Source organism: Hyphococcus luteus (assembly GCF_002943565.1).
GTDB classification, from domain to species: domain Bacteria; phylum Pseudomonadota; class Alphaproteobacteria; order Caulobacterales; family Parvularculaceae; genus Hyphococcus; species Hyphococcus luteus.
In genome coordinates this window covers 162,495-187,966 of sequence record NZ_PJCH01000011.1, presented here as the reverse complement: position 1 = coordinate 187,966, position 25,472 = coordinate 162,495, and the positions used below count along the sequence as shown (strand labels likewise).

The following is a 25,472-nucleotide window of genomic DNA, read 5'->3' as shown; positions in this document are numbered from 1 at the left end:
GGATATCGGCCGGGAATGCAATATAAAAGATGTATCTTATATACATGAAAAGGATGACGGTCATGGGATATCCGGCGGAAGTGATGGAAACGCAGATTTTAGAGGCTGAAATCGAGTCGGCGCTAAAAGAGCGGGCCGCGCCGGCCTTAACCCTTGTCAAAATAGAACAGGCGAATACGAGCCTTCACGGCGGCGTCTTCAAGGCGCTCGCGCTGATCTATGCGGCGCTGCTCGCGGTTTTCTGGCTGACTTTTGCGGGCGACAAAGAAGCGCTGTTCATGGTGGCGATCAGCGCCGTTTATCTCGCCGCTTATATGGGAACGCCTTTCATGTTGAGCCGCGTCGGCGGGCGCGTGGACCCGGTTCAGGAAAAATCTTTTGCGGCGTTCCTGAAAGAACCGTTCGAAACCTGGACCGGCGTCGTTTCAGGACGCGAAGCGATGCTGCAAATCCTGCTTGTGCCGTCGGCCGTCCTCATCGCCGGCGCCGGCATGGGGCTGATCATCGCCATGAGCCGGTGATCCGTCTCGCGGTCAGACCGGGCAAACGCCCGGCCCTGAAGTTTGATCGCTTATTCGATGTCTTCCTTTGGCAGGGCGAAAGCGATGTAGCGGTTGGTGTCCGGAACCGGCGGCATGTCGAGAGCCTGCTGGAACATGCCTTCCCTATTTACGCTTCCGCGCTGCGGGCGGGTCTTTGCTTTTTCAGCAATCAGCAATCAGCAATCCGCGCGGCGCAGGCGGGCGCAGTTAACTACCATGTTCTATATCTTGACTTTCTCCTGAGAAAAGCCAGCAAGCATGGGAGGAGAAGCGGTTTTACGCGTCCTGCGGGAGAGGTTAACCGCTCAAAGCCAACATGACGGTTGCGTGCGCCGCTGCGGCGTTATCAATCCGGCGAATCGGGCTGAAGATTGTCACAGGCAGGGAGCCTTCTCAGCTCATAGGGCTGATTTAGGGTCAGATACTGCCGGTGATCCAGGCTTTCACGGGTATGAGCTTCTTCGAGCGTCGCGATGGCGGCGAGGCAGTCAGGCGTGAGCACGCCTTGCGCCGCTTTCTCTGCATTGGCGACATCTTCCCATCCAAGGCGCTTCGCTCTGAGCGCGTAATAATAGGCGTAAGCCGCTGTTAGCGGCCGTTCCCCGATTTTTTCAGCAGCGACATTGGCGCATGCGATCGCGCCGGCGAGGGTGTTTTCATACGCAGTCTTGCATCCGATCTCGGCTTGTAAAAAATCCCGTGTGAGGCTGTATTCGAGAATAAAGCCGACGCTGAAATCATTGTCCTCTTTGATTGTGTCGGGAAGCGCATTTGTGATGCGTATCATCTCGCTAAACATTTCAGGCGCCGCATAGGCTAAACGGGCGAAGCTGGCGCCGTGAGACAAGGCGACTGCGTAATCTTCAGCGGTTTTCGATGCATTGAGCATGAGCACGGATTCGCCCAACAGCATGGAGGCGCAAGCTGTCGTTTGGTCCATGGCGATCTGGTTAATCTCGTCCAGGCTCAAGTCGTCATGATCGAGCGCATAGGCCATGAGGCGGTAATCCGGATAGGAAAGCGCCGGCCACATATGCCCGCGGCATCGAAGCCGGACGGATCTGGCGCGTTTCATCGATGCTTTTATTATAGGGTTTTCTGTATGCGGCTCTTTTTTCAGCAAAAGTTCAATGCGCGGCCACAGATATGAACTTGCGCGCGCGCGCTGAAAGAAATTTGAGGATCCATATAAATCTATTTCGTTTAACTCATAACCCGTATCAGGGTTTCGTTTTGCGCCGCATAGTTCCTTTCGCTCTAATGTGAGTTGTATTTCAATCCACCCAGGCAGATTGTCCGTGATCCTTTGAATGCCAAACGCCCGGCGGAGGGCCTCGCAATTCTCAGCGGCGAGCGCTTTTTCATAGGGCGCGCGCCAGTCCGGCGTGATCAGCGGTCTTGGCAAAAAGCCGAAGATAAGCGCGACGAAGAAGGCAATGAAGAGAAGGACGACCGAGCGCATGAGGAACTCCTTCCCTATTTGGACGGCCGCCTAAATCTCGAACTTGTCGAGGGCGGCGCTGGTTTCTTCGCCGCTCGGTTTCGCGGCGCCGCCGAGAACATAGATCGCTTCGCCGAGTTTCACCGCGCCAAGACCGTGACGCGGATGCGGCATCGCCGCGACGGCGCGCCATTCGTCCTTGTCGGGATCATATTCCCAGCTTTCCGCGAAAACGCCGCCGGGACGCGGGTCGAAATATTCGCCGCCGAACACATAAATCTTGCCGTTCAAGACCGCCGCCGCGAGCCCTCCCTGGCGCTTCGGCATGGGCCGCGCCTGTTCCCAGCGGTCGGAAAGCGGATCGTAGACTTCGACGGCGTTCAGATTGCCGTCGCTCACGGTGCGTCCGCCGATGACATAGAGCACGCCGTTGACGACGGCGCCGGCGGCGGAGTTGCGCGGCGTCAGCATGGGCGCGAGAGACCGCCAGCGATTATCGCGCGGGTCGTAATACCAGTGCTCGTCCGTATCGATATGATCGGCCCATTCGGTGTTGTGGCTGCCCGCCGGCGCGCGTCCGCCCGCCATGTGAATGAAGCCGTTCAGGGATTGCGTCACGCTTTCCGCTTGCGGATGGGGCAGGGGCGCCATCTCTTTCCAGTCGCCGTCAAGCTCGGTCAGCCGCCAGTTGTTCGCGCGCATCTGCCAGCCGCCATTACGGTCCCGGGCGAAGCCGCCGACGCCGTAAAGAAAGCCGTTATTATTGACGAGCGCGAGATGATGGCGCGGCTCGGGCAGGAAGGTCGCGAACCCCCAGGCGTCATAAGCCGGATCGTAAAACGTGACTTTCGGCGTAACGTTGAACGCGCCGTCGGGCGTCAGGCCGCCGGCGTTGACAAGAAGGTCGAGGGGTTTCGGTTTCAACGACGTGCCGGGATCGGAGGACTTGCGGAAGGGCGCGGGATAAATCTCCTGCACCGGAAACGGCATGTGGGCGAGCGGCGTCCAGGCGCCCATGGGCCCGCCATCCGCGAAAGCGCGGGCCGGCAAAAACGCGCCGGCGCCGAGCGCCGTTCCGCCCGCCAGCACCGCGCGCCTGTCGATGTTTCTCATTTTTTGGTTCCCCCCTTACGCCACGAAACCTGTTTTATTCCCCGAGCGCGACCGCCGCGCAGGCGACCCTCGACCCGGCGCCGCCGATCGGCTGCGCCATGTGATCGTCCGGATTCGCATGCACGATGACTGCAAAGCCGTCTTCGTCGGCAAGCGGCCCGCCGGAATCCATCGAAACCATTGGATTGAGAATGGACGCGACGGCGAGGCCGTCCGCGCCCGCATAGATGTTCGGCATGTCGGCCGCTTCGGGCCCGTCGGGATTCAAAAGGCCGTGCGCTTTGTCTTCCGGATCGATATGGCTTCCCGAGGCCTTGAAGCCTTCGGCGCCATCGCTGCAATCGCCGACTTGGTGCAGGTGAACGCCGTGCCAGCCTTCGGAGAGGCCGGAAAGCGACACCCGGACGAGAACGCCGCTATGAGGCGTTTGCTTGAAAGCGACGTCGCCGGCCTTTTCGCCGTCCGTATTGACGAACGCGGCCGAAGCGTCGCCCCAGCCGGCGAGTGAAACAGCGGCTTTTTCCGGGTCGGTTTCTGCGGCCTGGGCCGATCCGGTCTCGCCCGGATTTCCGCAAGCAGCGAGGATTATAGCCGAAGCTGCTGATATTCCTGCAATTTTTGATGCCGAGGTCATGAGGTGCTCCTAGGCTTTCTGCTGATGACACTATAGCAGACACGCCTAGGAATAAACTCGTTGCAGCCGCATCTTGACGCAGACGCGGACCGTTTCTCGAACGGGCCCCGATCAGACTTTGGGACGGGCCCGCCGGCGCAGGAAGCCGAACAGGCCGAGCCCGCCCGCGAACAGGAAGCCCGCCGCCGGGACCGGCACGGCCGAGGCGAACTCCTCAACGCTGAAAATCCCGTCCGTCAGGCTGAAATACTCGAAATTCGCGAAGAGCAGCGTGCTGACCGTATCGTCCGAATTGCGGAAGGTCAGGGTCGAGGCGAGGGACGCGACGGTCAGTGAAATGAGATCGTCCGACGCGATCTCGTCGAAAGCGATGGTGTCGATATCCGCTCCGCCGTCGAACAGGTTTCCGCCGCCGACCGCCGCCAGTTGCGGGCCCATGACGGTCAGGAGGTCGTCGTCCTCGCCGAGATCGGCGACGCCGTTGATGACGCCGGTTCCGAGCATGGTCAGGCTGTCTTCGCCTTCTTCGAGGAACAGCGCCGTGCCGCCCGTGCCGGTGATGGTTCCGGCATTGGTGACGAACTGGCGCGCATCGTTGCCCGCGTCCACATTGACGCCGACGACGCCGCCCGCCTGGTTGTCGATGGTGGAGATGGATATGGGATCGACGCCTGCATCGTAATCGACGCCGTCCTCGACGCCTTCGGCGATGATGGTTCCGGAATTGACGATGGCGCCGGTATCGATGTCGATCCCGTCATTGTTGATGGAGCGGATCGTTCCCGTATTGGTGACGTTCGCGTTGAGCTGGGTCTGGAATGCGTCGTCATCGGCTTCCAGCGTGCCATGGTTGATCAGCGTGATGTCGTCATCGCCGGTGATCCCTTCGCTGGAGCCGCCCGATCCCTGATCCACAAGCGCCGAGATGGTTCCGTTATTGGTGATTGTCGCGCCGTCGCCGGCGATCTGGACGCCGTCATCGCCGGCGAGGATCGTCGCGCCGGCGTTGTTCTGGATGATTGCGCCGGAGCCGGCGCGCACGCCGTCCTTGTCTTCGCCCTCGATCAGGCCGGAATTGTAGATTTCGACATTGTCCGCATCTTCGGCTTCGACGCCGCGGTCGCCGCCGGTGATCGTCGCGCCTGCGGCGTTGGTCAGGATCGTGCCGTCGCCTTCGATCTGGACGCCGCGGTCGCCGCCCGCGATGGAGGCGCCGCTGTTGTTGCGGACTTCGCTGTTCGCGCCCTCGATCTGGACGCCTTCATCGTCGCCGTCGAGGGCGCCGTCATTATTGATGATATTGGCGTCGCCCTTGAGCTTGATGGCGTCGCCGCCGGGATTGGAGACAGTGACGCCGGCATTGATATTGACCGTGACATTGTCGCTGCCGTCTTCAAGCCCGTCCGCGTCGTCGCTCGCGCAAGTCACCGTGTCGCCGCCGCCCGGGCTGTCCGGCGTGCAGTCGGCGAAGGCCGCGGATGTGGAAAATCCCAGCGCGGCCAAGGCGGTTGAAACGAAAAGCGCGGATCGGAACATGAGAAAACCCCCCGAAAAGTGACAAAAACAGTCCTCCTAAACGGGGTTTGTGACGGAAAATTATAGGTCGCTGCGCAGAGGCCGATTTTTCACATAAATGTCGCAAAACCATGGCCTTGGCGGGGCGCGGATGCTATGCCAAACCCTTCTTTTCCGACTGATTCCAAAGGATAGATTCCGTGGCCGAAGACAACGGCGAAACCCCCGATAATTCCGACGAGCCGACCCCGATCCAGCATGACGGCGTCTCGGTCATTTCGATCGAAGACGAGATGCGCAAGTCCTATCTCGACTATGCGATGAGCGTCATTGTCTCGCGCGCGATTCCCGACGCGCGCGACGGGTTGAAGCCCGTGCACCGGCGCATTCTCTACACCATGCACGAAAACGGCATGCTGCATAACAAGCCGTACCGCAAATGCGCCACCGTGGTCGGGGACGTCATGGGCCGCTATCACCCCCATGGCGACATGGCGGTCTACGATTCGCTTGTCCGCATGGCGCAGGATTTCTCCATGCGCCTGCCGCTGATCGACGGGCAGGGCAATTTCGGCTCCATCGACGGCGATCCGCCCGCGGCTTATCGTTATACGGAATGCCGTCTTGAAAAAGTCGCGCAGTCGCTTCTCGAAGACATCGAGAAAGACACGGTCGACTACATTCCGAACTATTCGAACGAGCGCGAAGAACCGACGGTTCTGCCGGCGCGCTATCCCAATCTCCTGGTCAACGGCGCCGGCGGCATCGCCGTCGGCATGGCGACGAACATTCCGCCGCACAATCTCGGCGAAGTGGTCGACGCGACCATGGCTATGATCGACAATCCCGGCATTTCCGACGAAGAGCTGATCGAGATCGTGCCGGGTCCGGACTTCCCCACCGGGGGCATGATCCTCGGCCGCGCCGGTTCGAAGGCGGGGCTTTTGCTCGGGCGCGGCTCTGTCGTCATGCGCGGGCGCGCGACCATCGAAGAGGTCCGCAAGGACCGCTACGGGATCATCATCACGGAAATTCCCTATCAGGTGAACAAGGCGATGATGGTCCAGCGCATCGCCGATCTGGTGCGCGAGAAAAAGATCGAAGGCATCGCCGACATTCGCGACGAGTCGAGCCGTCAGGGCATTCGCGTCGTCGTCGAACTGCGCCGCGACGCCTCGCCCGACGTCGTTTTGAACCAGCTTTACCGCCACTCGCAACTGCAGACGAGTTTCGGCGTCAACATGCTGGCCCTGAATGGCGGCAAGCCGCAGCAATTGTCGCTGCGCGACGTGCTCACGGCGTTCATCGACTTCCGCGAGGAAGTGATCACGCGCCGCACGAAATTCGAACTCAACAAGGCCCGCGACCGGGCGCATATCCTGGTCGGTCTCGCCATCGCCGTCGCCAATATCGACGAAGTCGTGGCGCTGATCCGCAATGCGCCGGATCCGGCGACCGCGAAAGAGCAGTTGATGGCGCGCGACTGGCCGGCGAAGGACCTCGCCCCGCTGGTGCTGCTGGTCGCCGATCCGCGCCACCTCATGAGCGACGGCAATACGCTGAAGCTTTCGGAGGAGCAGGCGAAAGCGATCCTCGATCTCAGGCTGCAGCGCCTGACGGCGCTGGGACGCGACGAGATCGGCGACGAGTTGACCGGGCTTGCCGAAAAGATCGCCGACTATCTCGACATTCTGCGCAATCGCGACCGCGTGCTGACGATCGTCAAAGACGAACTCTCCGCCGTGCGCGATGAATTCGCGACGCCGCGCAAGACCGAGTTTATCGAGGCCGAAGGCGAGGTCGAGGACGAAGACCTGATCGCCCAGGAAGACATGGTCGTCACGGTCACCCATGCGGGCTATGTGAAGCGCACGCCCTTGTCGACCTATCGCGCGCAAAAACGCGGCGGCAAGGGCCGCGCCGGCATGAAGTTCAAGGACGAGGATTTCGTCAACCAGCTTTTTGTCGGCAACACCCACACGCCGCTCCTGTTCTTTACGTCCACGGGCATGGCCTACAAGCTGAAGCTCTGGCGCCTGCCGGAAGGCGCGCCGTCATCGCGCGGCAAGGCGTTTGTGAACTTGCTGCCGCTCGGGCCCGACGAGCGCGTGACGAATATCCTGCCGCTGCCCGAAGACGAAGACGCCTGGGAGCAGCTGCACGTCATGTTCGCCACCAAGTCGGGCAATGTCCGGCGCAACAAGCTGTCGGACTTCCAGCGCATCAACCGCAACGGCAAGATCGCCATGAAGCTCGACGAAGGCGACCGGCTTGTGGGCGTCAAGGTCTGCCGCGAGGATGAGGACGTGCTTTTGACCTCCGCATCGGGCATGTGCATTCGTTTCCCTGTGGATACGGTGCGCGTCTTCGCCGGCCGCACCTCGACCGGCGTCAGAGGCATCCGGCTCGACAAGGGCAATCACGTCATCTCCATGGCGATCCTGCGCCATGTGGAGACGACGTCCGAAGAAGCGCGGGCTTATCTTAAACACGCCGCCGCCATGCGCCGCGCCGTGGGCGAGACCGATGCGGAAGATCCGGAAGATTCGGATGTCGCGGATGTGGCGATCAGCCCGGAGCGCGTCGCCGAACTCGGCGCCAACGAGCAGTTCGTCCTCACCGTCACCGAACACGGCTACGGCAAGCGCACCTCGTCTTACGAATACCGGACCTCGGGGCGCGGCGGCAAAGGCATCATCGCGATTCAGACGACGGACCGGAACGGGCCCGTGGTTGCGGCCTTCGCCGTCGAAGACACCGACCAGATCATGCTCGTCACCGATCGCGGCCAGCTGATCCGCACGCCGGTGAACGACATCCGCATCGCCGGGCGCAATACGCAAGGCGTCACCATCTTCCGCACGCGCGACGACGAAAAAGTCGTCTCCGTCGGCCGCATCGAGGATGTGGATGAGGAGGACGGCGAAGAAGAAGACGGGGAAGACGGCGAAGCGTGAGCGATGGGCTGAAACATTTCGGCATTCTCGCCCACAGCGCTGAAGGCGCCGCGCTCTGCTTCACGACCTTCTGCCATGAAGGCGGCAAGCGTCTGGGGCCGGACATGCATCCCGACGTCACCGTCGACTGCATCGCCTTCGGCCAATCCATGGACGCGTGGGACAAGGGGGATCACGACTTCATCCGCAATATCCACGCCCAGTCGATCTTGAACCTCGCCGGGGCCGGAGCAGATTTTTTCGCCTGCGCCGACAATACGAGCCATATCGCGCTGGAGCATGAGGGGCCGGATTTTGTGATTCCGGGGCTCAACATCGCCGACGTGGTCGCGGCGGAAGCAAAGAAACAAGGCATGAAAAAGGTCGGCGTTCTTGGCACGCGCTTCACCATGGAAGGTCCGGCCTATAAGCGCGCGCTGGCGGCGCAAGGCATCGAACGCGCCATCCCCGATGACAAAGACCGCGCCGAGATCGACCGGGTGGTGTTTGAAGAACTGGTGCGCGGCAAGTTTCTCGATTCATCGAAGGCGTTTTACGCCGGCGTCATCGAAAAACTCGCCGATGAGGGATGCGACGGCGTCGCCATGGTCTGCACCGAAATTCCGATCCTGCTCGACAGCGTGAGAACCGCGCTGCCGACGCTCGATTCGACCCGGCTCCTGGCCAAAGCAGCGCTCGATGTTGCGACAGGGAGGGCCCCCATGCCGACATGGCGCGGCGGGCCCGTTGAGACCGCCTAAGGAAAGTTCACGATCATGACCAAGCTCATCGGCCTTTATCCCGGCACGTTCGATCCGCTGACGCTCGGTCATGTGGATATTGTCGAACGCGCGGTGAAGCTCGTCGACGAGCTTGTGATCGGCGTCGCCATCAACCGCGACAAGAGCCCGCTTTTTTCTCTCGAGGAGCGCGTCGCCATGGTCGAACAGGAGATGGCGCGCATCTCCAAAGCGAGCGGCGTGCCGATCACCGTCAAGCCGTTCGAAACGTTGCTGATGAAATTCGCCGAAGAGGTGAAAGCGAACATCATCGTGCGCGGCCTCCGGGCGGTCTCCGACTTCGAATATGAGTTCCAGATGGTCGGCATGAACCAGGCCTTGAATGACGAGATCGAAACCGTCTTCCTCATGGCCGACGCGCGCTACCAGTCCATCGCCTCGCGCCTCGTCAAGGAGATCGCCCGTCTTGACGGCGACATCTCCTCCTTCGTGCCGGACCACGCCGCCGCGGCGCTGCGGGCGAAATTCTCGAAATGAGGCGCGGTCGCATTTTCCCGCAGAACGGCCTATATGATGACCGGAAACATGCTGGCGGGCCCCGGTAAGGAGTTTATATGCATTTAAAATCAATGGCATGGGCGGTCGCGGCCATCGCTCTAGCGGCGCCGGCGGCGTTTGCGGCCGACGACGAGGAAGACAAGGGGCCGACCGCGAAAGAGGTGATCGAGCGCGCGACCGACGCCGACTGGCGCCCGCTCGACCCCGAGAACACTCTTTATATGTACCTGCCTGCGGGCACGGTGGTGATCGAGCTTAGGCCCGACTTCGCTCCCGCTCATGTTGCGCGCATCAAGGAGCTGACCCGCGAGGGTTTTTATGACGGCCTCACCTTTCACCGGGTGATCGAAGGCTTTATGGCCCAGGGCGGCGATCCGAAAGGCGACGGCACCGGCGGTTCCGACAAGCCGAATCTCAAAGCGGAATTCACCCGCCATACGAGCGACGTCGAGGGCTTCAAGGAAATCGGCCGCGACCGCATCGCGCCGCGCATCGGCTATATCGACGGCATGCCCGTCGCCGCGCAGCCGGAGGGTCTCAAAACCTTTCTCACCGACGGCCATGCGGATCTGTGGGGCGTGCATTGTCCCGGCGTCATGTCCATGGCGCGGGCGACCCCGCCGGACAGCGCCAACAGCCAGTTCTTTTTGATGATCGGCGATGCGCGCCTCAATCTCGACCAGCGCTACACCACCTGGGGCTGGATCGTCGACGGCTATGAGGCGACGCGGCGCATCGTGCGCGGCGAGCCGCCTTCGCGCCCGACGCCGATCATCCGCATGCGCGTCGCGGCGGATATTCCCGCCAGCGACCGCGAAGACATCAAGGTCATGAAGACCGATGAGAAGATCTTCATGGATTATTTGAAGGCGACCGGCGACGTCAGCGATGACGGCTATGTCAAGGACATCTGCGAAATCAAAGTGCCGGTCAAAGTAGACGGAAAGATTGAACGATGAGCGATAAACTGATCCTGACCCTCGATACGGGCGACGTGACCATTGAAACCTTCCCCGACAAGGCGCCCGACCATGTGGCGCGCATCAAAGAGCTCGCCGACGAAGGCTTTTATGACGGCATCCCGCTGCACCGGGTGATCGACGGCTTCATGGCCCAGATGGGCTGCCCCCGCGGCGACGGCACCGGCGGCTCCGACAAGCCGAACCTCAAGGCCGAGTTTAACGACGTGAACCATTCGCGCGGCGTCTGTTCCATGGCGCGCGCCCAGAACCCGAACAGCGCCAACAGCCAGTTTTTCATCGTTTTCGATGACGCCTCTTTCCTCGACGGCCAGTACACGGCCTGGGGCAAGGTGGTCGACGGCATGGAGCATGTGGATGCGGCCGAGCGCGGCGAACCGCCCGCGAACCCGACCAAAATCGTCAAGTTCCGCACAGCGGCGTAAGCCGCCTTCCCGCCCATGGCTGACAAGTTTGTACGTTTCGTCACCCATCAGAAAGATGGAGTGACAGGGCAACTGGTTGGCTTTTTTAGAGCGGCTTATGCTTTGCGGCGAGAAAATCGAGTGCAGGCGCATGAGGTCGAAGAGTTGAATGAGCTCTTAAGCTGGTTCGACGACTATCTTGATGCGCCGACGCGGTTTGCGCGCTCCAAAAACAAGCATGCGCATGAGAAGGCTTTATCATGGTTCAAGCCTGAAGCGGATGAACATATTGATAGAGCGAGAGTCTTACTTGCACTGTTGGGGAGGCATGGCGTGATGTCAGAAATGCTGACGACGGCCAAGCCGGGCATGATCATCTATGAAGATGACTGGCAGGTGGCGGCGATTCCCTTCAAGGATAAGGACTTTTAACGGTTTGCGGGCAGTTTGCAGAAGATAGTGAAGAGCGAATATGACCGAAGGCCGCCACATCAACATCGCCTATCTCATGAACACCTTTCCGCTGACGTCGACGACGTTCATCCGGCGGGAGATCGAGGCTCATGAGCGCAGGGGGATGAAGATCCACCGCTATGCGGTGCGTAAATGGGACGGCGCGCTTGTTGATCCGCTCGACATCGCCGATGTGGACCGCACCCATTACATTCTTTCCGGCAACGCCGTCGGCCTCGTCAAGGCGTTCTTCCGTGAACTGATCGGCAATCCCCGCGGCCTGATGAAGGCTTTAGGCCCGTGGTGGTCGCTCCTTAAAGCTGCGCGCGGCGGCGTCGTCCGTCATGTCGCCTATCTGATGGAGGCGTGCTATTTCCGCCAGCGCGCCGAGACCGATCATATCGATCATGTGCATGTGCACTTCCTGACGAACTCCACAGCCGTCGCCATGCTGGCGCGGATCATGGGCGGGCCGACCTATAGTTCGACGGTGCACGGGCCCGACGAGCTTGTGGACGCGCCGCTGCTCGATTTTCCGGCGAAGATCGAGCACGCCTCTTTCATCGCGGCGATTACGCATTTCTGCAAATCGCAGCTCATCCGCTTTTCTTCCATCGCCATGGGCGAAAAAATCAAGATCGTTCATTGCGGTCTCAATCTTGAAGACTTCGAGGCGACGCCGCCGCCGGACAACCAGACTTTTGTCTGCGTCGGGCGGCTTTGCCCCCAAAAGGGTCAGGCGCAGATACCGGCCGCCGCCGCCGCGCTCAAAGACGAGTTTCCGGATCTTAAAATCATCCTTGTGGGCGACGGGGAAAGCCGGCCCGAGATCGAGGCGGAAATCGCGCGCTGCGGCGTTGCAGATCAGGTGATCATCAAGGGCTGGATGGCGAACGCGCAGGTGCGCGAAACGGTGAAAAACGCGCGCGCGTTTCTCCTGCCGACTTTCGCTGAAGGCCTGCCGGTGGTGATCATGGAGGCGCTGGCGCTCGGCCGACCGGTTATCTCCACTTACATTGCCGGCATTCCCGAACTCGTCGACGAGGGCTGCGGCTGGATCATTCCGGCAGGCGACAGCGTGGCCTTGACGGAAGCCATGGGCGCCGCGCTCGCCGCCTCGCCGGACGAGCTTGCCGCCTTGGGCCGCGAAGGCCGCGCGCGCGTCGAGGAACGCCACGATGTCGACAAGGAAGCGGAAAAACTCGGCAACCTGTTCGTCGACGTCGTAAAGCGCCACCGGCTTTAGGCGGCGATCTTCCCTCCCGCTCATCCCCGCGAAAGCGGGGATCCATTTCAGGGTTGCCGACACTCTGGATCCCCGCTTTCGCGGGGATGAGCGGAGATTGTCACACCGCCCCAATAACGCGAACGGTTTCGTCAGCTTACATCCTATGTGATGAATTCTTGCCGGAAACCCGCATTCGGTGCGGAGTTATCCACGGGTTCGCTGGTTGCTTTATTATCATTCACTGTCATCCCGGGGCTGACGAAGTCAGACCACGGGATCCAGTTTGGATCCCGTGTCTGCGGCGCGTCATTTCATGCCGCGCAGCGCGCGGGATGACAGGCGGAAGAGGAGAAATTCCCGTGGAACATTTACCGCAAAAGGCGCCAAACTTGGCTGAAAGCCAGCAAAGACGGGAGAAAAAAGAAAAGGAGAATCCGTTTTACGTAAAATGTTTCACGGCAAGCGTAGCGCCAGGAAGTTCCGGCCCTATCCGTCGCCGAGTCCCCACGCTTCAAGCGTGGGGTCCAGCGGCCCAACATTCTGGACGCCACGGTCGAGCCGTGGCGAGTCGCAGGCGGATGGGATGAAATGTCCATCGGCGCAACATCAGCCTTCAAGCCGACCATGACGCAGAAAAAAGAAAACGGGCTACTATTTCCCGAGCCCGCCGAAGAGCGCGTATTTGATGTTGAGGTAATCCTCGAGCCCGTATTTGGAGCCCTCGCGGCCGACGCCCGATTCCTTGACGCCGCCGAAGGGCGCGACGGGCGTCGAGAGAATGCCCTCATTGATCGCGACCATGCCGTATTCGAGGGCCTCCATCATGCGCCAGGCGCGGCCCAAATCGTTGGTGTAAAGATAGGAGGCGAGGCCGTATTCGGTGTCGTTCGCCATGTGCGCGGCCTCTTCTTCGGTGTCGAATTTGAAGAGCGGCGCCACGGGGCCGAAGGTTTCGTCTTTCGCGATGACCATCTCCGGCGTGACGCCGGTGAGGACGGTGGGCTCGAAGAAGGTGCCGCCGAGCTGGTGGCGGTGTCCGCCCGCCGCCGTTTGCGCGCCTTTCGACAGCGCGTCGGCGATATGGTCTTCGACTTTTTGGACGGCTTTTTCCTCGATCAGCGGGCCCTGATCGACGCCGTCTTTCAGGCCGTCGCCGACGGTGAGCCCGGAGACGCGCTTGGCGAAGGCCTCGGCGAAGGCGTCATAGATGCCGGATTGGACGAGAATGCGGTTGGCGCAGACGCAAGTCTGACCGGCGTTGCGATATTTGCAGGCGATGGCGCCCTCGACCGCCTTGTCGAGATCGGCGTCGTCGAAAATAATCAGCGGGGCATTGCCGCCGAGCTCCATGGAGACCCGCTTCATGGTTTTGATCGCCCTCGAGGCAAGCTCTTCGCCGACCGCCGTGGAGCCCGTGAAGGTGATCTTTTTGACGGCCGGGTTTTCGCAGAATTCATCGCCGATGGGCGCGGCTTCGCCGGTGATGACCGAGAAGACGCCTTTGGGCAGGCCGATGTCTTCGGCGATGACGCCCATGGCCAGCGCGGAATAGGGCGTCTGGCTCGCCGGCTTCGCGATAATGGGGCAGCCGGCGGCGAGCGCCGCGGCGGCTTTGCGCGCGATCATCGCGGTCGGAAAGTTCCAGGGCGTGATCGAACAGACGACGCCCACGGGTTCTTTGGTGACCACAATGCGCTTGTCGGTCCAGGGCGAGGGGATGACGTCGCCGTAAACGCGCACGGCCTCTTCGGCGAACCATTTGAAAAAGGCGGCGCCGTAAGCGATCTCGCCCTTGGCTTCGGCCAGCGGCTTGCCCTGTTCGAGGGTGAGGATTTCGCCAAGGATCTGCTGGTTGTCCATCAGCGCTTCGTAAAAGGCGCGGCAGAATTTGCCGCGCTCTTCGGCGGTCCTGGCGCGCCAGGCGGGGAAAGCTTCCGCCGCCGCGGCGATCGCGTTGCGCGCCTCGTTGCGCCCGAAATCCGGAACCGTCCCGATGGTCTCGCCATTGGCGGGATTAACGACGTCGATGGTCTCGCCGCCGCTGCGCCAGTCTCCGCCGATATAGCATTCCTGGCGAAAGAAACGGCTGTCGGTAATCGCTTGGGTCATCGTAGGGGCCTCCGGGGTGTTTTTCATCAATGGCTTAGCACTGCGCAGGCGTTTTGCAATCAGTTATGGGCAGCGGCATGATGGCGCTGACTAAGGGACGAAAAGACAAGGAAAATGGTTCCATGACCGTCAATTATGACAGCCCCGGAGACGGCGTCGCGCTGATCACGCTGAACCGGCCGGACAAGCTCAATTCCTTCAACAGGCAATTGCGGGCGGACCTGACGGCGGCGCTCGCCAAAGCCTCCGCCGATGACAAGATACGAGCCGTGGTCGTCACGGGAGAGGGACGGGCCTTCTGCGCCGGGGCGGACGTCTCCGCCGTGGACGAAATGAGCAATGTGGAAGATATTCTGAATACGGAATATGCCGGTTTCCTGAACATCGTTCAGTCCGCGCCGAAGCCGGTGATCGCCGCGATCAACGGTCCCGCCGCCGGAATCGGCATGACGCTCGCCTTGACCTGCGATTTGCGGGTGATGGGCGAGGGCGCCTATCTGATGAGCGCCTTTTCCAATATCGGGCTCGTGCCGGATGGCGGGCTTTCCTTTCTGCTGACCCGCGAGATCGGCTACGCCCGCGCCTATCAACTCGCCATAGAGGCGGAGAAGATCGACGCGAAACGCGCCGCCGAGTGGGGGCTCGTCAATCGCGTGGTCGCCGATGACAAGGTTCTGGAAAACGCGATGGGCTGGGCGGCGGAGATCGCGACGCGCGCGCCGGTCGCCCTGGCGCTCACCAAGCGCGCCTTCCGCGCCGCGGCGCAGGATGGGCTGAAAAACGCCATGGCCTATGAAGCCATGCTGCAGCGTCAGGCCATCGCCACCGAAGACTGCGCCGAAGGCGTCGCCGCGCTTTTCCAGAAAAGAAAGCCGGCCTTCAAAGGGAAATAGGTTTAGAAGAAGAAAGACAGGCGCAGCCCCTGCGCGATCATGGCCAGCGCCCCGGCGGCGGCGAGCGCCGGGCCGAAAGCGACCGGCGTCTCGCGTTCCATCTTCGCGCCGCCAAGCGCCATTGCGAGAACCCCGGCGAGCGCGAGAAGCGCGGCGAGGAAGACGATGACGGGCAGCATCATCCAGCCGAGCCAGGCGCCGAGCGCGGCGAGGAGTTTCGCATCGCCCTGGCCCAACCCTTCGAGCCCCCGCAGCCGCGTGAAGGCCAAATCGATAAGACGGAACGCGCCATAGGCGATGATCGCGCCAAGCAAAGCGTCCGTCACGGGTGCAAAAAGCGAGAACGCGTTGGCGAGAAAACCGAGGAGAATGAGCGGCAGCGTCAGCGCGTCGGGCAGATAGCCGGTTTCATGATCGATGACGCCGAGCGCGATAAGAAAGAGAAAAAAGACAAAGGCGAGCCCGGCTTCGCCTGTCAGTCCGAATAACAGCAGCGCGACGACGCCCGCCGCCGCCCCCATGAGCTCCACCAGCGGATAGCGCAGGGAAATCTTCGCGCCGCAGTCCGCGCATTTGCCGCCGAGAATCGCATAGCTGACAAGCGGAATCAGGCGCCAGCCGCGGATCTTCGCGCCGCAGGCGGGACAGGACGAGCGGGGCGAAATGAGGTTTCCGCGGGCCGGTTCCTCGACCAGCTTCCACATTACCGGCCCGCGATGGATGACGACATTGAGAAAGCTGCCGAGGAGGGCGCCGCCAATTGCCGCTGTGGCGTAAAAGACCCAGTCCGCGATGTTTGCGCCGCCATTCAGCATGGTTTGTAAGACCGCCCCGGTTTGCCGTGAGGGAAACTGTCCGATTTGCCGCCGCGGCGCAATCGCATGACTTTATGGAGGCTTTTTTCACGCATGCGCATTGGGTGCGTTGCGATGTGCGCGCTGGGTGCGCTTGTTAACCTATGCACCCCGTGCGCATACGGATTATCGCCGCCGCGCCAATTGTCATCGAACTGAAACAAACATGTCACGCCGCTGTCAAACGCCTCCTCTATCGGCAGTCCGTCCGGCGCGTGGGGCGCCGCCGATCATGCTTTGTAACACTTTCCCCCGGGGGTCTCTTCAATGAGCCAATTCTCGAACATGAAAAAGTTTCTTCTTGCGGGCGCAGCGATGACGCTGGTCGCCTGTACGCAGGGCAGCGATATCGAATCGCCGGGAGCGACAGACCCGGGCACGCCGCCGAGCGGCGGCGGCGGCGGAAGCACAGGCGGCGCCGTGTCGGCGGACGCCTGTCCGACCGGTTTCGCCGAGGGCGACGCGCTCGACCTGCCGGTTACCGGTGCCAATCCGACCGGCGTCGATCAGGTCGTCTGCGACGTCGCCGGCACAATTCTTTCCAATATTGCGCTTCCCTTTAAAGATGACGATGGCGACGGTATTCCGGTGGCGTACCGGATCAGCGGCCGCGTCAATGTCGGCGAAGACGTCGGCGCGGATGCCTCTGGCGGCGACCCGGCGGTCCTGACCATTCAGCCGGGCGTCACCCTGTTCGGTGAATCCGGCAGCGACTTCATGGTGGTTAACCGCGGTTCGCGCCTCGAAGCCGACGGCGACCAATCGGCGCCGATCGTCTTCACCAGCCGCGCCGATCTCGAAGGCACGCAGGCCGATCCCGACAACGCCATCGGCGAATGGGGCGGCCTCGTTATTCTCGGCCGCGCGCCCATCAACCGCTGCGAAGGCGGCGGCACGCCGGGCATGGCCGACTGCGAAAACGTTGTTGAAGGCGTGACCGCGCCGGAAGCCCAGTATGGCGGCGGCGTTTCCGACGACAACTCCGGCACGCTGCGCTACGTACAGGTTCGCTACGCAGGCTTCCCGCTGTCTTCCGGCAACGAGTTGAACGGCATCTCCTGGGGCGGCGTCGGCGCCGGCACCACTGTCGATTACGTTCAGGTGCACAACAACTCCGACGACGGCATGGAAATGTTCGGCGGCACGGTGAACCTCAAGCACATCGTCCTGACGGGCAATGACGACGACTCGCTCGACACGGACAATGGCTGGCAGGGCAAGGTGCAGTTCCTGCTCGTCAAACAAATCGACGGTCGCGGCGACAACGGCTTCGAAATGTCGAGCGCCGGCACGACGGTGTCTCCGGCGACGAACCCGACCATCGCCAACTTCACCATCGTCGGGTCGACGAAAGCCACCGATCCCGGCAATGCCCTGCGCATTAACTCCGGGCATGTCGGGCGCTTTCTCAACGGTGTCGTCATCGATCAGGATGAGTGCTTCCGCTGGCAGGATGCGGGCAACGACAACGCCACCTATGACGGCGTCGGAACCGACCCGACCTTCAATTCGGTTCTGTTTGACTGCGGGACCGGCGGTCTGACGATCGACGATCCGGAAACCCCGGCGGCGGTCGACTCGGTCACTAACGATCCGAACAACTCTCAGGAGGCGAGCTCCATCACCACGAACTTCCAGGCCGGCGCCAAGGAAGTTCCGCCGATGGCGACTCCGTTCGACCTGACGACGATCGATCCGTTCTTCGAAGACACCGACTATCTCGGCGCCTTCGGTCCCGATGAAACCGAAACCAATAACTGGGCGACTGGCTGGACGTTCAACGTGTTCGAAGATCCCGGCTGTCCGGACGGCACCACCGACACCGGCAACGACATCAACGGCGTGCGCGTTTGCGAAGTCGCCGGCGTTAATGTCGACGACTTCACCCTGACCCGTGGCAATTACTACGAACTCAGCGGCCGCGTTGAAATCGGCGTCGATGTGGGCAATGACGGTCTCGACCCGGCCGGCGATCCGGCCGTTCTGAACATCGAACCGGGCGTTTCGATCTTCGGCAACTCCGGTTCCGACTTCATGGTCGTCAATCGCGGCTCGCAGATCTTCTCCATGGGCACGCGTCAGAACCCGGTGGTCTTCACGTCCGAAGCCGACCTTCAGGGCGATGTTTCCCCCTCGCTTCGCCTCGACTCCATCGGCGAATGGGGCGGCCTCGTCATTCTCGGCCGCGCGCCGATCAACCGCTGCGAAGGCGGCGGCACGCCGGGCATGGCCGACTGCGAAAACGTCATCGAAGGCGTGACCGCGCCGGAAGCCCAGTATGGCGGCGGCGTAGCAGCCGACAACAGCGGAACCTTGATGTACACGCAGGTGAAATTCGCCGGCTTCCCGCTGTCTTCCGGCAACGAGCTGAACGGCATCTCCTGGGGCGGCGTCGGCTCCGGCACCACAGTTGAGTATGTCCAGGTGCACAACAACTCCGACGACGGCATGGAGATGTTCGGCGGCACGGTGAACCTCAAGCACATCATCCTGACGGGCAATGACGACGACTCGCTCGACACGGACAATGGCTGGCAGGGCAATGTTCAGTTCATCATCGTGAAACAGCGCGACGGCCGCGGCGACAACGGTTTCGAAATGTCGAGCGCCGGCACGACGGTGTCTCCGGCGACGAACCCGACCATCGCCAACTTCACCATCGTCGGCACCTCCAAAGCGACCGATCCGGGCAATTCTTTCCGCATCAACTCCGGTCACATCGGCCGCTTCATCAATGGCGTGGTCGAAGAGGCGGATGAATGCTTCCGCTGGCAGGATGCGGGCGACGGCGACGCCACCTTTGACGGCGTCGATATCGACCCGACCTTTAACAACACGCTGTTCGACTGCGGAACCGGCGGCCTCACCAATGAGGATCCGGAAACGCAAGTGGCGGTCGACGCCGTCGCTGACGACGCGACCAACACGACTTCCGTCGATGTCAACCTGATTGATGGCTTCATCAATGACTCGGCGGCTGCAGGACGCACGGCCTTCACCGATCTTCCGACCAACATCGATCCGTTCTTCGAAGACACCGACTATATCGGCGCCGTCGAGAACTCGGCCGATGACTGGTGGGCGGACTGGAGCTGCGGTCTCGCTGCCGACGATTGCTAATTGCGGAGCCAGGCGGCGCCTCCCAGAGGAGGCGCCGCTCTTCTTCCAGCGCACTCAAATTAAGGTTGATCTCATCATGAAGCCGTATCGTTCCATAGCAGGCATGCTCCTCGCGACGACCATGCTTGCTCCCTTGTCGGGCGCAATCGCCCAAGACGAGTCGCAACCAGGCGTCCCCCAGATTTCTGACGAAATCGTCGTTCTCGGGCGCAACATTCCCGAACCCCAGCGCGCCACATCGCAGGTCGCGACTTTCCTCAACGCGGACGATCTCGCCCGCACCGGCGATGACACCGCCGCCGAAGCCTTGAAGCGTCTGAGCGGTCTCAGCATTGTGGGCGGAAAGTTCGCCTATGTCCGCGGCCTCGGCGACCGTTATTCCTCGGCGCGCCTTAACGGCTCGCCGCTGCCGAGCCCGGAGCCGTTGAAACGGACCGTGCCGCTCGATCTCTTCCCGTCCAATATTCTCGGCGGCGCGACGGTTCAGAAGACCTTTTCGCCGAACTATCCCGGCGAATTCGGGGGGGGCATCATCGATCTCGAAACGCTCCGCAAGCCGGATGAGAATTTCCTCAATGTCAAACTCGGCATCGGCGCCAACACCTTTACGACCGCCCATAACGGCCTTTACGTCCGTGGCGGCGATCTTGACTGGCTCGGTTACGATGACGGCATCCGCAGCATGCCAGGCGAGCTGCGCGCGATCGTCAACACTGACATGCAGCTCAGCGACTTGCCTGACGAAGAGCAGGAAGCGATTGGCGAAAGCCTTGTCAATTCTCCGCTTTCCGTGATCCAGAACGGCAATCTCGGACCCAATTACGAAGGCTCCGTCGAAGGCGGCAAATATTGGGATATCGACAGCGGCGCGGTCTTCAGCATCACCGGCGTCGTCGGCTACAAACAGGACTGGACGACGAAAGAAGCCATCCGTCAGCTCGCTTCGGAAGAACGTATTGGCGTCAACTCGACGCAAACGGAAACGGCGCTGGATGCCACCGTCAACGGGCTTTTGTCTGCGGCGCTGGAGATGGATTCTCATGTTTTCACGCTGACCGGCCTTTACATCCATTCGACCCGGAAAGAAGCGCAGATCCAGGAAGGCTACAATTTCAACTCTGAAGGGGCGGGCGGTTTCGTTACGGAATCGAATTCCTGGCTGCAGCGAGCTTTGTGGATGACGCAGGCGTCCGGCGAACACGATCTCAGCGATCAGTTCTCTTTCAATTGGCGCGGCGCGTTTGCGCGCTCGACGCGGGATACGCCTTACGAGCGTTCGCTCGAAAACCGGTCTGCGCCGATCGATCTGGCCACTGACACGATTGTCGGTCAGCCGTCGATCGTCTTCAACACGCGCCATAACATCAATTTTTCCGAATTGACGGACGATACCTGGAGCGCCGGCGGGGATTTCTATTGGTATGTGCCGATGCCGTCAGCGCGTGAGCTGACGCTTTCCCTTGGCTATGAATATACCGACAACGACCGGGAATTTATCTCGAACCCGTTCAACTTCACGCTGAACACCTCGATTCCGATCGACGTCGCCCAGGCGCGCATCGATTACGCTTATTCGCCTGACAATATCGATCCCAACCGCTTCCAGCTGATCGACACCAACACCCAGGGCGTCAATTCTTACAATGGCGAATTGACGACCAAAGCCGCCTATTTCCAGGCTGAAGGCGAGCTGATTCCGACGGTCCGCGCAACAGCCGGCGTTCGCTATGAAAACGCCAGGCAGACCGTCGACGTCTTCGACCGCTTTGGAGACAGCACGGCGTTCGACACGGCCATCTCCAAAGATTACTGGCTGCCCTCGGCGACCCTCACCTGGAACTTCACGGACAACATGCAGCTGCGCGGCGGCTATTCGCACACCATTGCACGCCCGCAATTCCGCGAACTCGCCGCGTCGCAATTCAGCGACCCGGAAACGGACCGCGTTTATTTCGGCAACAGCAATCTGACCAACAGCGAATTCCGCAACTATGACGTCCGTTACGAATATTATCTCGGACGCAACCAGTTCATCACGTTGGGCGGTTTCTACAAGAAGATCGAAAATCCGATCGAGGAAATTCAGTTCACCACGACGGACTTTTCCTTCCAGTCGAGCTTCATCAATTCGCCGGAAGCCAAGCTTCTTGGCGGTGAATTCGAATACCGGACGCGGTTCGCCATGCCGGTCGACAGCGGCTGGCTGGCCGATCAGGAGTGGCTGTTCTCGGTCAACTATACCTACACCCATTCGGAAATCGTGGTTGGCGCCAACGACATGGTCACCGAACGCGATGGCGATCAGGTTCTGGCCTCAAGCTACGGTCTTGACGGCTCGCCGCTGGTCGGCACGCCGAAGCACATCGTCAATGCTCAGTTCGGCTGGGAAGGTGAAAGCACGCAGTTCACGCTTCTTGGCGGCTGGGTCTCCGAGCGCATTCTGGCGCGCGGCGAGGTCCTGACCAAGGCCAACCGGCTGCTCGACGTTTATGAGAAGCCGGGCTTCCAGCTTGACGCTGTGTTCCGTCAGGACGTGATCATTCACGGCACCGACTTCACCATCGGTCTTTCGGCCCGCAACCTTCTGGGCGCACGCCACATTGAAGAACAGCGGGGCACCGCCGATCTTGCTCGGGCTGGCGAAGACGGCGTCGCCGACTTCAACACCTACAATCGCGGTCGCAGCCTCTCGGCGAGCCTGACCGCGCGGTTCTAGTCCTCTCCCCGTGGAGGAAAGCGAAAAACAGGCCCGCGGCGGACATTAACTCTTGGCTAATGTCCGCCGCGGCCTTTTTTATGGGCGGGAGCCGGCTGGCGGCGTCCTGTTTCGAGTATGCAGGAAATGAGAAAAACCCTGAAATTTCATAGATTTTTCCTTCCTTTCTGGAATAAATGTTAAATGTCAGCCGTCCAGGAATTTGGGCGGCTGACTATCGTTTTGCTAAGGCTTTTTTGGTTACTTTCAGGGAGCATTAAGCAAAGCGCCGGAAACGGTTCCGGCGCGAAGGCGGTTCAAGGTGGCGAGCGCAGAATTTCATCAGGCGACTGGCGGCGCATCGGGCGCGCGGCGCGCGGCCGGATGGCTCGCGCGCGCCCCGCGTTTGGCCGAATGGCTGCTGCTTGCGCTGACCGCGTTTTTCCTGGCCAAGGCGGCGATCGCTTTTTTCGCGCCTTTGCCCCTGCCGAAGGGCGACAGGCTCGCAGCGGCGGGCGCGGGGGCCGCGGGCGGGGAAGACCGCCAGGTGACTGCGCGCAACCCGTTTCCGGCTGCGAGCGAGGCTGCGGCGCCGGTTGTCGATGCGACGGCGGACCTTGAGGAAACGGCGCTTGATCTCGGCCTCAATGGCGTCTGGCCGGCGGAAGAAAAACCCTCGGCGATCATCCGCCTTCCCGAAGGCGAGCAACGCCGTTTCGCCATCGGTGAAGAGATCGTCTCCGGCGTCCGGCTGGTTGCGGTTCATTCCGATCATGTCATTATCGAACAAAACGGCGTGCGCGAATCCTTGCGTTTTGAAAACAAGGCGCCGATCGAGCGGCCGGCGCCCGTGCAGAGCCAGCCCGTTCAAAATCAGCCTGCCGAGACAGCGCAAGAGCAAGACCCGTCGGACAAGATCGGCAACTTGCCGTCCCGCGACATGTTGAACGGCCTTGTCCGCTTCGGGCTCGGCGTCGATCCTGAAGGGGGCCCGGCGGTCATGGTTTTCGCCGGCCGCGACCGCGCGGCGTTCGAAGACGCCGGTTTTCGCGACGGAGACATTGTCCGCGCCATCAACGGGACCGAGCCGTCGTCAAATCCCGCCAGAATGTCGGAGCTTCTTAATCAGATCAGCCGGGCCGGGTCCGCTTCAGTCACAATCGAAAGGAACGGCGTCAGGCAGACGCTCACCCTTTCGCTTAGTCAGTCAGGGAATGAGTAATGAACACCTTATGCAGGGCGTTGGCCGCTTTTGGTTTCGGGGCCGCCTGTCTCATGGGGCCGGGCGCCGCGCTGGCGCAGCAACAGCAAAATTGCGGCGAAGCGCTCAATTACGAGGACGCCGATCTGCGCGCCGTGATTGATGAAATCGCCATCCGCACGGGGCGGACCTTTTTGCTCGATCCGGCGGTGCAGGGGCGCGTCAATGTGAAGTCGCCGCCCAATGGCGGGCTCTGCGCCGATGAGGCCTGGGAGCTGTTCCAGGCGATCCTGCGCGCCAACGATTTCGTGGCGACGCCCATCGGCGACGGCAAATACCGCATCGTGCCCTTGCAGGAGGCGGCGCGCACCGCGGGGCCGGTTGGCGAGGGCAAGGGGTCTGATCTGACGACGCAGATCGTGCGGCTTAAATATGTGGATGCGCGCGAGGCTGCGGCGAACCTCGCCCAGATCATCGGCAATAACGGCGTCGTCAGCCCGGTGCGCACCGGCAATGCCGTGATCATTGTCGATACGGCGGACAACGCCGAGCGCATCCGCAGCGTCCTTCAGGAGCTCGACCGCGATACGACCACCTATCGCACGGTCGCCCTCAAATACGCTTCCGCCGGCGAAGTGGCGCGGCTGGTGCGCGAAATCGGCCAGGAAATGACCGAAGAGAATGGCGGGCGCGGGGGCTTCAGCGTGGTCGCGGCGGAAGCCAGCAATTCACTTCTCATCCGCGCCGAGCCGAGCCTCATGCGCCGGCTCGAACTGGTGATCGGCGAGCTCGATCAATATGGCGAAGCGACCTCGGAGCTTGCGGTCGTCGCGCTCAAACACGCCAACGCCGAAGAACTTGCGCCGCTTCTGGAGGAAGTCGCCAACAATGTCGTCCAAGGCGGCGAGGGCGGCGGCACGACCATCTCACGCAGCCGCGCGACAGTGTCGTTCCATAAACCGACCAATTCGATCATCATCAATGGCGACGCCAATATCCAGCGCACGCTGCAGAACGTCATCGCCAAGCTCGACGTGCGCCGTCCGCAGGTGCAGGTGGAGGCGATCATCGTGGAAATATCGGACACGGCCGCGCGCGAGCTCGGCGTTCAGTATTTCCTGACCGGCGACAACATTCCGTTTTCGGCGACGAATTATTCCGCCGGGCCCAACATTTATCCCGCCGCCGGCGCAGCCCTGTTAAACGGATCGAAATTCACCGATGTTTTTGAGACGCCCTCGACAACGATCACCGACGCCAACGGCGTCGTGACCAATACCGAAACCGAAAGCATTCAGTCGGAACTGGCCAAACAGGCGCTGCAGTCGCTGATCGGCGTGCAGGGGCTTACGCTTGGGGGCGGTTTTGAGTTTGGCGACGGCAATATTTTCGGCGGCATTCTGACGGCGCTTAAAAACGACTCCGACTCCAATGTTCTCTCGACGCCGTCGGTCGTAACCCTCAACAATACGACGGCCCGCCTTCAGGTGGGACAAGAAATTCCCATCACCACGGGCGAGGCCATCGGCGACAATTTCTCCAATGCGTTTCGGACGATCAGCCGCGAGCAGGTGGGCGTCATTTTGGAAGTGACGCCGCAAATCAATGACGGCGATACGGTGACCATGGAAATCGTGCAGGAAATCTCCTCGATCGCAGGGCCGATCAACACGTCTTCCACCGACCTCATCACCAATAAACGCGAAATCACCACGACGGCGCTGGTCGATAATGGCGACATCCTGGTCATCGGCGGTCTCGTTGACGACACCCGCGAAGAGCGCTCGGAAAAAGTGCCGCTGCTCGGGGACATTCCCGGCGTCGGCAATCTCTTCAAGTCGTCGTCGAAGGAGCGCCGCCGGCAAAACCTGATGGTGTTCATCCGGCCGACGGTCATTCGCGACCAGGAGACTGCGCAGGCGGCCACCAAGCGCAAATTCGATTACATGCGCGCGCGCGAGCTTCTGCGCGACGGCCAGCCGGTGTCGGAGATGGAGCGTTTGATCAATGATGTGACGGGCGTCGAAGCGCCCGCCCCAGACTCGTATTAGGCGTT

General features: G+C 61.3%; 20 protein-coding genes. 13 read left to right on the top strand and 7 right to left on the bottom strand.

Going from position 1 to position 25,472, the window contains the following annotated elements:
• Window positions 1–62 precede the first annotated feature (62 nt).
• The gene (locus CW354_RS15180; RefSeq protein WP_104830941.1) at window positions 63–521 is read left to right on the top strand and encodes a hypothetical protein; all 459 of its coding nucleotides are present in this window, start codon (window positions 63–65) and stop codon (window positions 519–521) included.
• Between the two features lie 50 nt (window positions 522–571).
• Here CW354_RS15180 and CW354_RS23490 read toward each other — a convergent pair whose 3' ends face one another.
• The 5 genes from CW354_RS23490 to CW354_RS15160 form a co-directional block, all read right to left on the bottom strand.
• A complete protein-coding gene (locus CW354_RS23490) occupies window positions 572–718 on the bottom strand; it encodes a hypothetical protein (protein ID WP_165793744.1) in 147 nt (48 codons plus the stop codon).
• A gap of 170 nt (window positions 719–888) precedes the next feature.
• The gene (locus CW354_RS15175) at window positions 889–1,617 is read right to left on the bottom strand and encodes a hypothetical protein (protein WP_133162332.1); all 729 of its coding nucleotides are present in this window, start codon (window positions 1,615–1,617) and stop codon (window positions 889–891) included.
• A 417-nt stretch (window positions 1,618–2,034) separates the two neighbouring features.
• Window positions 2,035–3,096 (bottom strand): Kelch repeat-containing protein, encoded by a 1,062-nt coding sequence (locus tag CW354_RS15170; protein ID WP_104830939.1) that lies wholly within the window; start codon window positions 3,094–3,096, stop codon window positions 2,035–2,037.
• A gap of 34 nt (window positions 3,097–3,130) precedes the next feature.
• Window positions 3,131–3,730 (bottom strand): superoxide dismutase family protein, encoded by a 600-nt coding sequence (locus CW354_RS15165; protein WP_104830938.1) that lies wholly within the window; start codon window positions 3,728–3,730, stop codon window positions 3,131–3,133.
• A 111-nt stretch (window positions 3,731–3,841) separates the two neighbouring features.
• Window positions 3,842–5,266 carry a VPLPA-CTERM sorting domain-containing protein gene (locus CW354_RS15160; protein ID WP_104830937.1) on the bottom strand — a complete coding sequence of 475 codons (1,425 nt, stop codon included), beginning with the start codon at window positions 5,264–5,266 and terminating at the stop codon, window positions 3,842–3,844.
• A gap of 230 nt (window positions 5,267–5,496) precedes the next feature.
• Between CW354_RS15160 and gyrA the strand changes: the two genes are divergently transcribed.
• The 7 genes from gyrA (at window position 5,497) to CW354_RS15125 (ending at window position 12,562) form a co-directional block, all read left to right on the top strand.
• Window positions 5,497–8,202, top strand: a complete 2,706-nt coding sequence (gyrA, locus tag CW354_RS15155; RefSeq protein WP_423793539.1) for a DNA gyrase subunit A — start codon at window positions 5,497–5,499, stop codon at window positions 8,200–8,202.
• A complete protein-coding gene (locus CW354_RS15150) occupies window positions 8,199–8,942 on the top strand; it encodes an aspartate/glutamate racemase family protein (protein WP_207764838.1) in 744 nt (247 codons plus the stop codon). Before gyrA ends, CW354_RS15150 begins: the two co-directional genes overlap by 4 nt.
• A gap of 15 nt (window positions 8,943–8,957) precedes the next feature.
• Window positions 8,958–9,458, top strand: a complete 501-nt coding sequence (gene coaD / locus CW354_RS15145; RefSeq protein ID WP_104830936.1) for a pantetheine-phosphate adenylyltransferase — start codon at window positions 8,958–8,960, stop codon at window positions 9,456–9,458.
• A gap of 77 nt (window positions 9,459–9,535) precedes the next feature.
• Complete coding sequence (locus tag CW354_RS15140; RefSeq protein ID WP_104830935.1) at window positions 9,536–10,438, top strand: peptidylprolyl isomerase; 903 nt, start codon at window positions 9,536–9,538, stop codon at window positions 10,436–10,438.
• The gene (locus tag CW354_RS15135; RefSeq protein WP_104830934.1) at window positions 10,435–10,884 is read left to right on the top strand and encodes a peptidylprolyl isomerase; all 450 of its coding nucleotides are present in this window, start codon (window positions 10,435–10,437) and stop codon (window positions 10,882–10,884) included. The genes CW354_RS15140 and CW354_RS15135 overlap by 4 nt, the downstream gene beginning before the upstream one ends.
• Window positions 10,885–10,899: 15 nt before the next feature.
• A complete protein-coding gene (locus CW354_RS15130) occupies window positions 10,900–11,295 on the top strand; it encodes a hypothetical protein (protein WP_133162331.1) in 396 nt (131 codons plus the stop codon).
• Window positions 11,296–11,335: 40 nt separating this feature from the next.
• Complete coding sequence (locus CW354_RS15125) at window positions 11,336–12,562, top strand: glycosyltransferase family 4 protein (protein WP_207764837.1); 1,227 nt, start codon at window positions 11,336–11,338, stop codon at window positions 12,560–12,562.
• A 633-nt stretch (window positions 12,563–13,195) separates the two neighbouring features.
• On the opposite strand, the gene CW354_RS15120 is transcribed toward CW354_RS15125, so the two are convergent.
• Window positions 13,196–14,653, bottom strand: a complete 1,458-nt coding sequence (locus tag CW354_RS15120; protein WP_104830932.1) for an NAD-dependent succinate-semialdehyde dehydrogenase — start codon at window positions 14,651–14,653, stop codon at window positions 13,196–13,198.
• 122 nt (window positions 14,654–14,775) lie between these two features.
• Between CW354_RS15120 and CW354_RS15115 the strand changes: the two genes are divergently transcribed.
• Window positions 14,776–15,546: an enoyl-CoA hydratase/isomerase family protein gene (locus CW354_RS15115; RefSeq protein WP_165793743.1), complete on the top strand. Its 771-nt coding sequence runs from the start codon at window positions 14,776–14,778 to the stop codon at window positions 15,544–15,546.
• A 2-nt stretch (window positions 15,547–15,548) separates the two neighbouring features.
• On the opposite strand, the gene CW354_RS15110 is transcribed toward CW354_RS15115, so the two are convergent.
• Window positions 15,549–16,361 (bottom strand): prepilin peptidase, encoded by an 813-nt coding sequence (locus CW354_RS15110; RefSeq protein WP_104830930.1) that lies wholly within the window; start codon window positions 16,359–16,361, stop codon window positions 15,549–15,551.
• Between the two features lie 324 nt (window positions 16,362–16,685).
• Here CW354_RS15110 and CW354_RS15100 point away from each other — a divergent pair, with 324 nt between their 5' ends.
• The 4 genes from CW354_RS15100 to gspD all read left to right on the top strand — a co-directional run bounded on the left by CW354_RS15100 (window position 16,686) and on the right by gspD (window position 25,467).
• Window positions 16,686–19,520, top strand: coding sequence for a beta-helix domain-containing protein (locus CW354_RS15100; RefSeq protein ID WP_133162330.1), 2,835 nt, complete (start codon window positions 16,686–16,688; stop codon window positions 19,518–19,520).
• Window positions 19,521–19,596: 76 nt separating this feature from the next.
• Entirely contained in the window at window positions 19,597–22,236 is a 2,640-nt protein-coding gene (locus CW354_RS15095; RefSeq protein ID WP_207764836.1) for a TonB-dependent receptor domain-containing protein, read from the top strand.
• Window positions 22,237–22,537: 301 nt separating this feature from the next.
• Entirely contained in the window at window positions 22,538–23,437 is a 900-nt protein-coding gene (locus CW354_RS15090) for a type II secretion system protein N (protein WP_104830926.1), read from the top strand.
• The gene (gene gspD, locus CW354_RS15085; protein WP_104830925.1) at window positions 23,437–25,467 is read left to right on the top strand and encodes a type II secretion system secretin GspD; all 2,031 of its coding nucleotides are present in this window, start codon (window positions 23,437–23,439) and stop codon (window positions 25,465–25,467) included. Before CW354_RS15090 ends, gspD begins: the two co-directional genes overlap by 1 nt.
• Window positions 25,468–25,472: the final 5 nt, after the last annotated feature.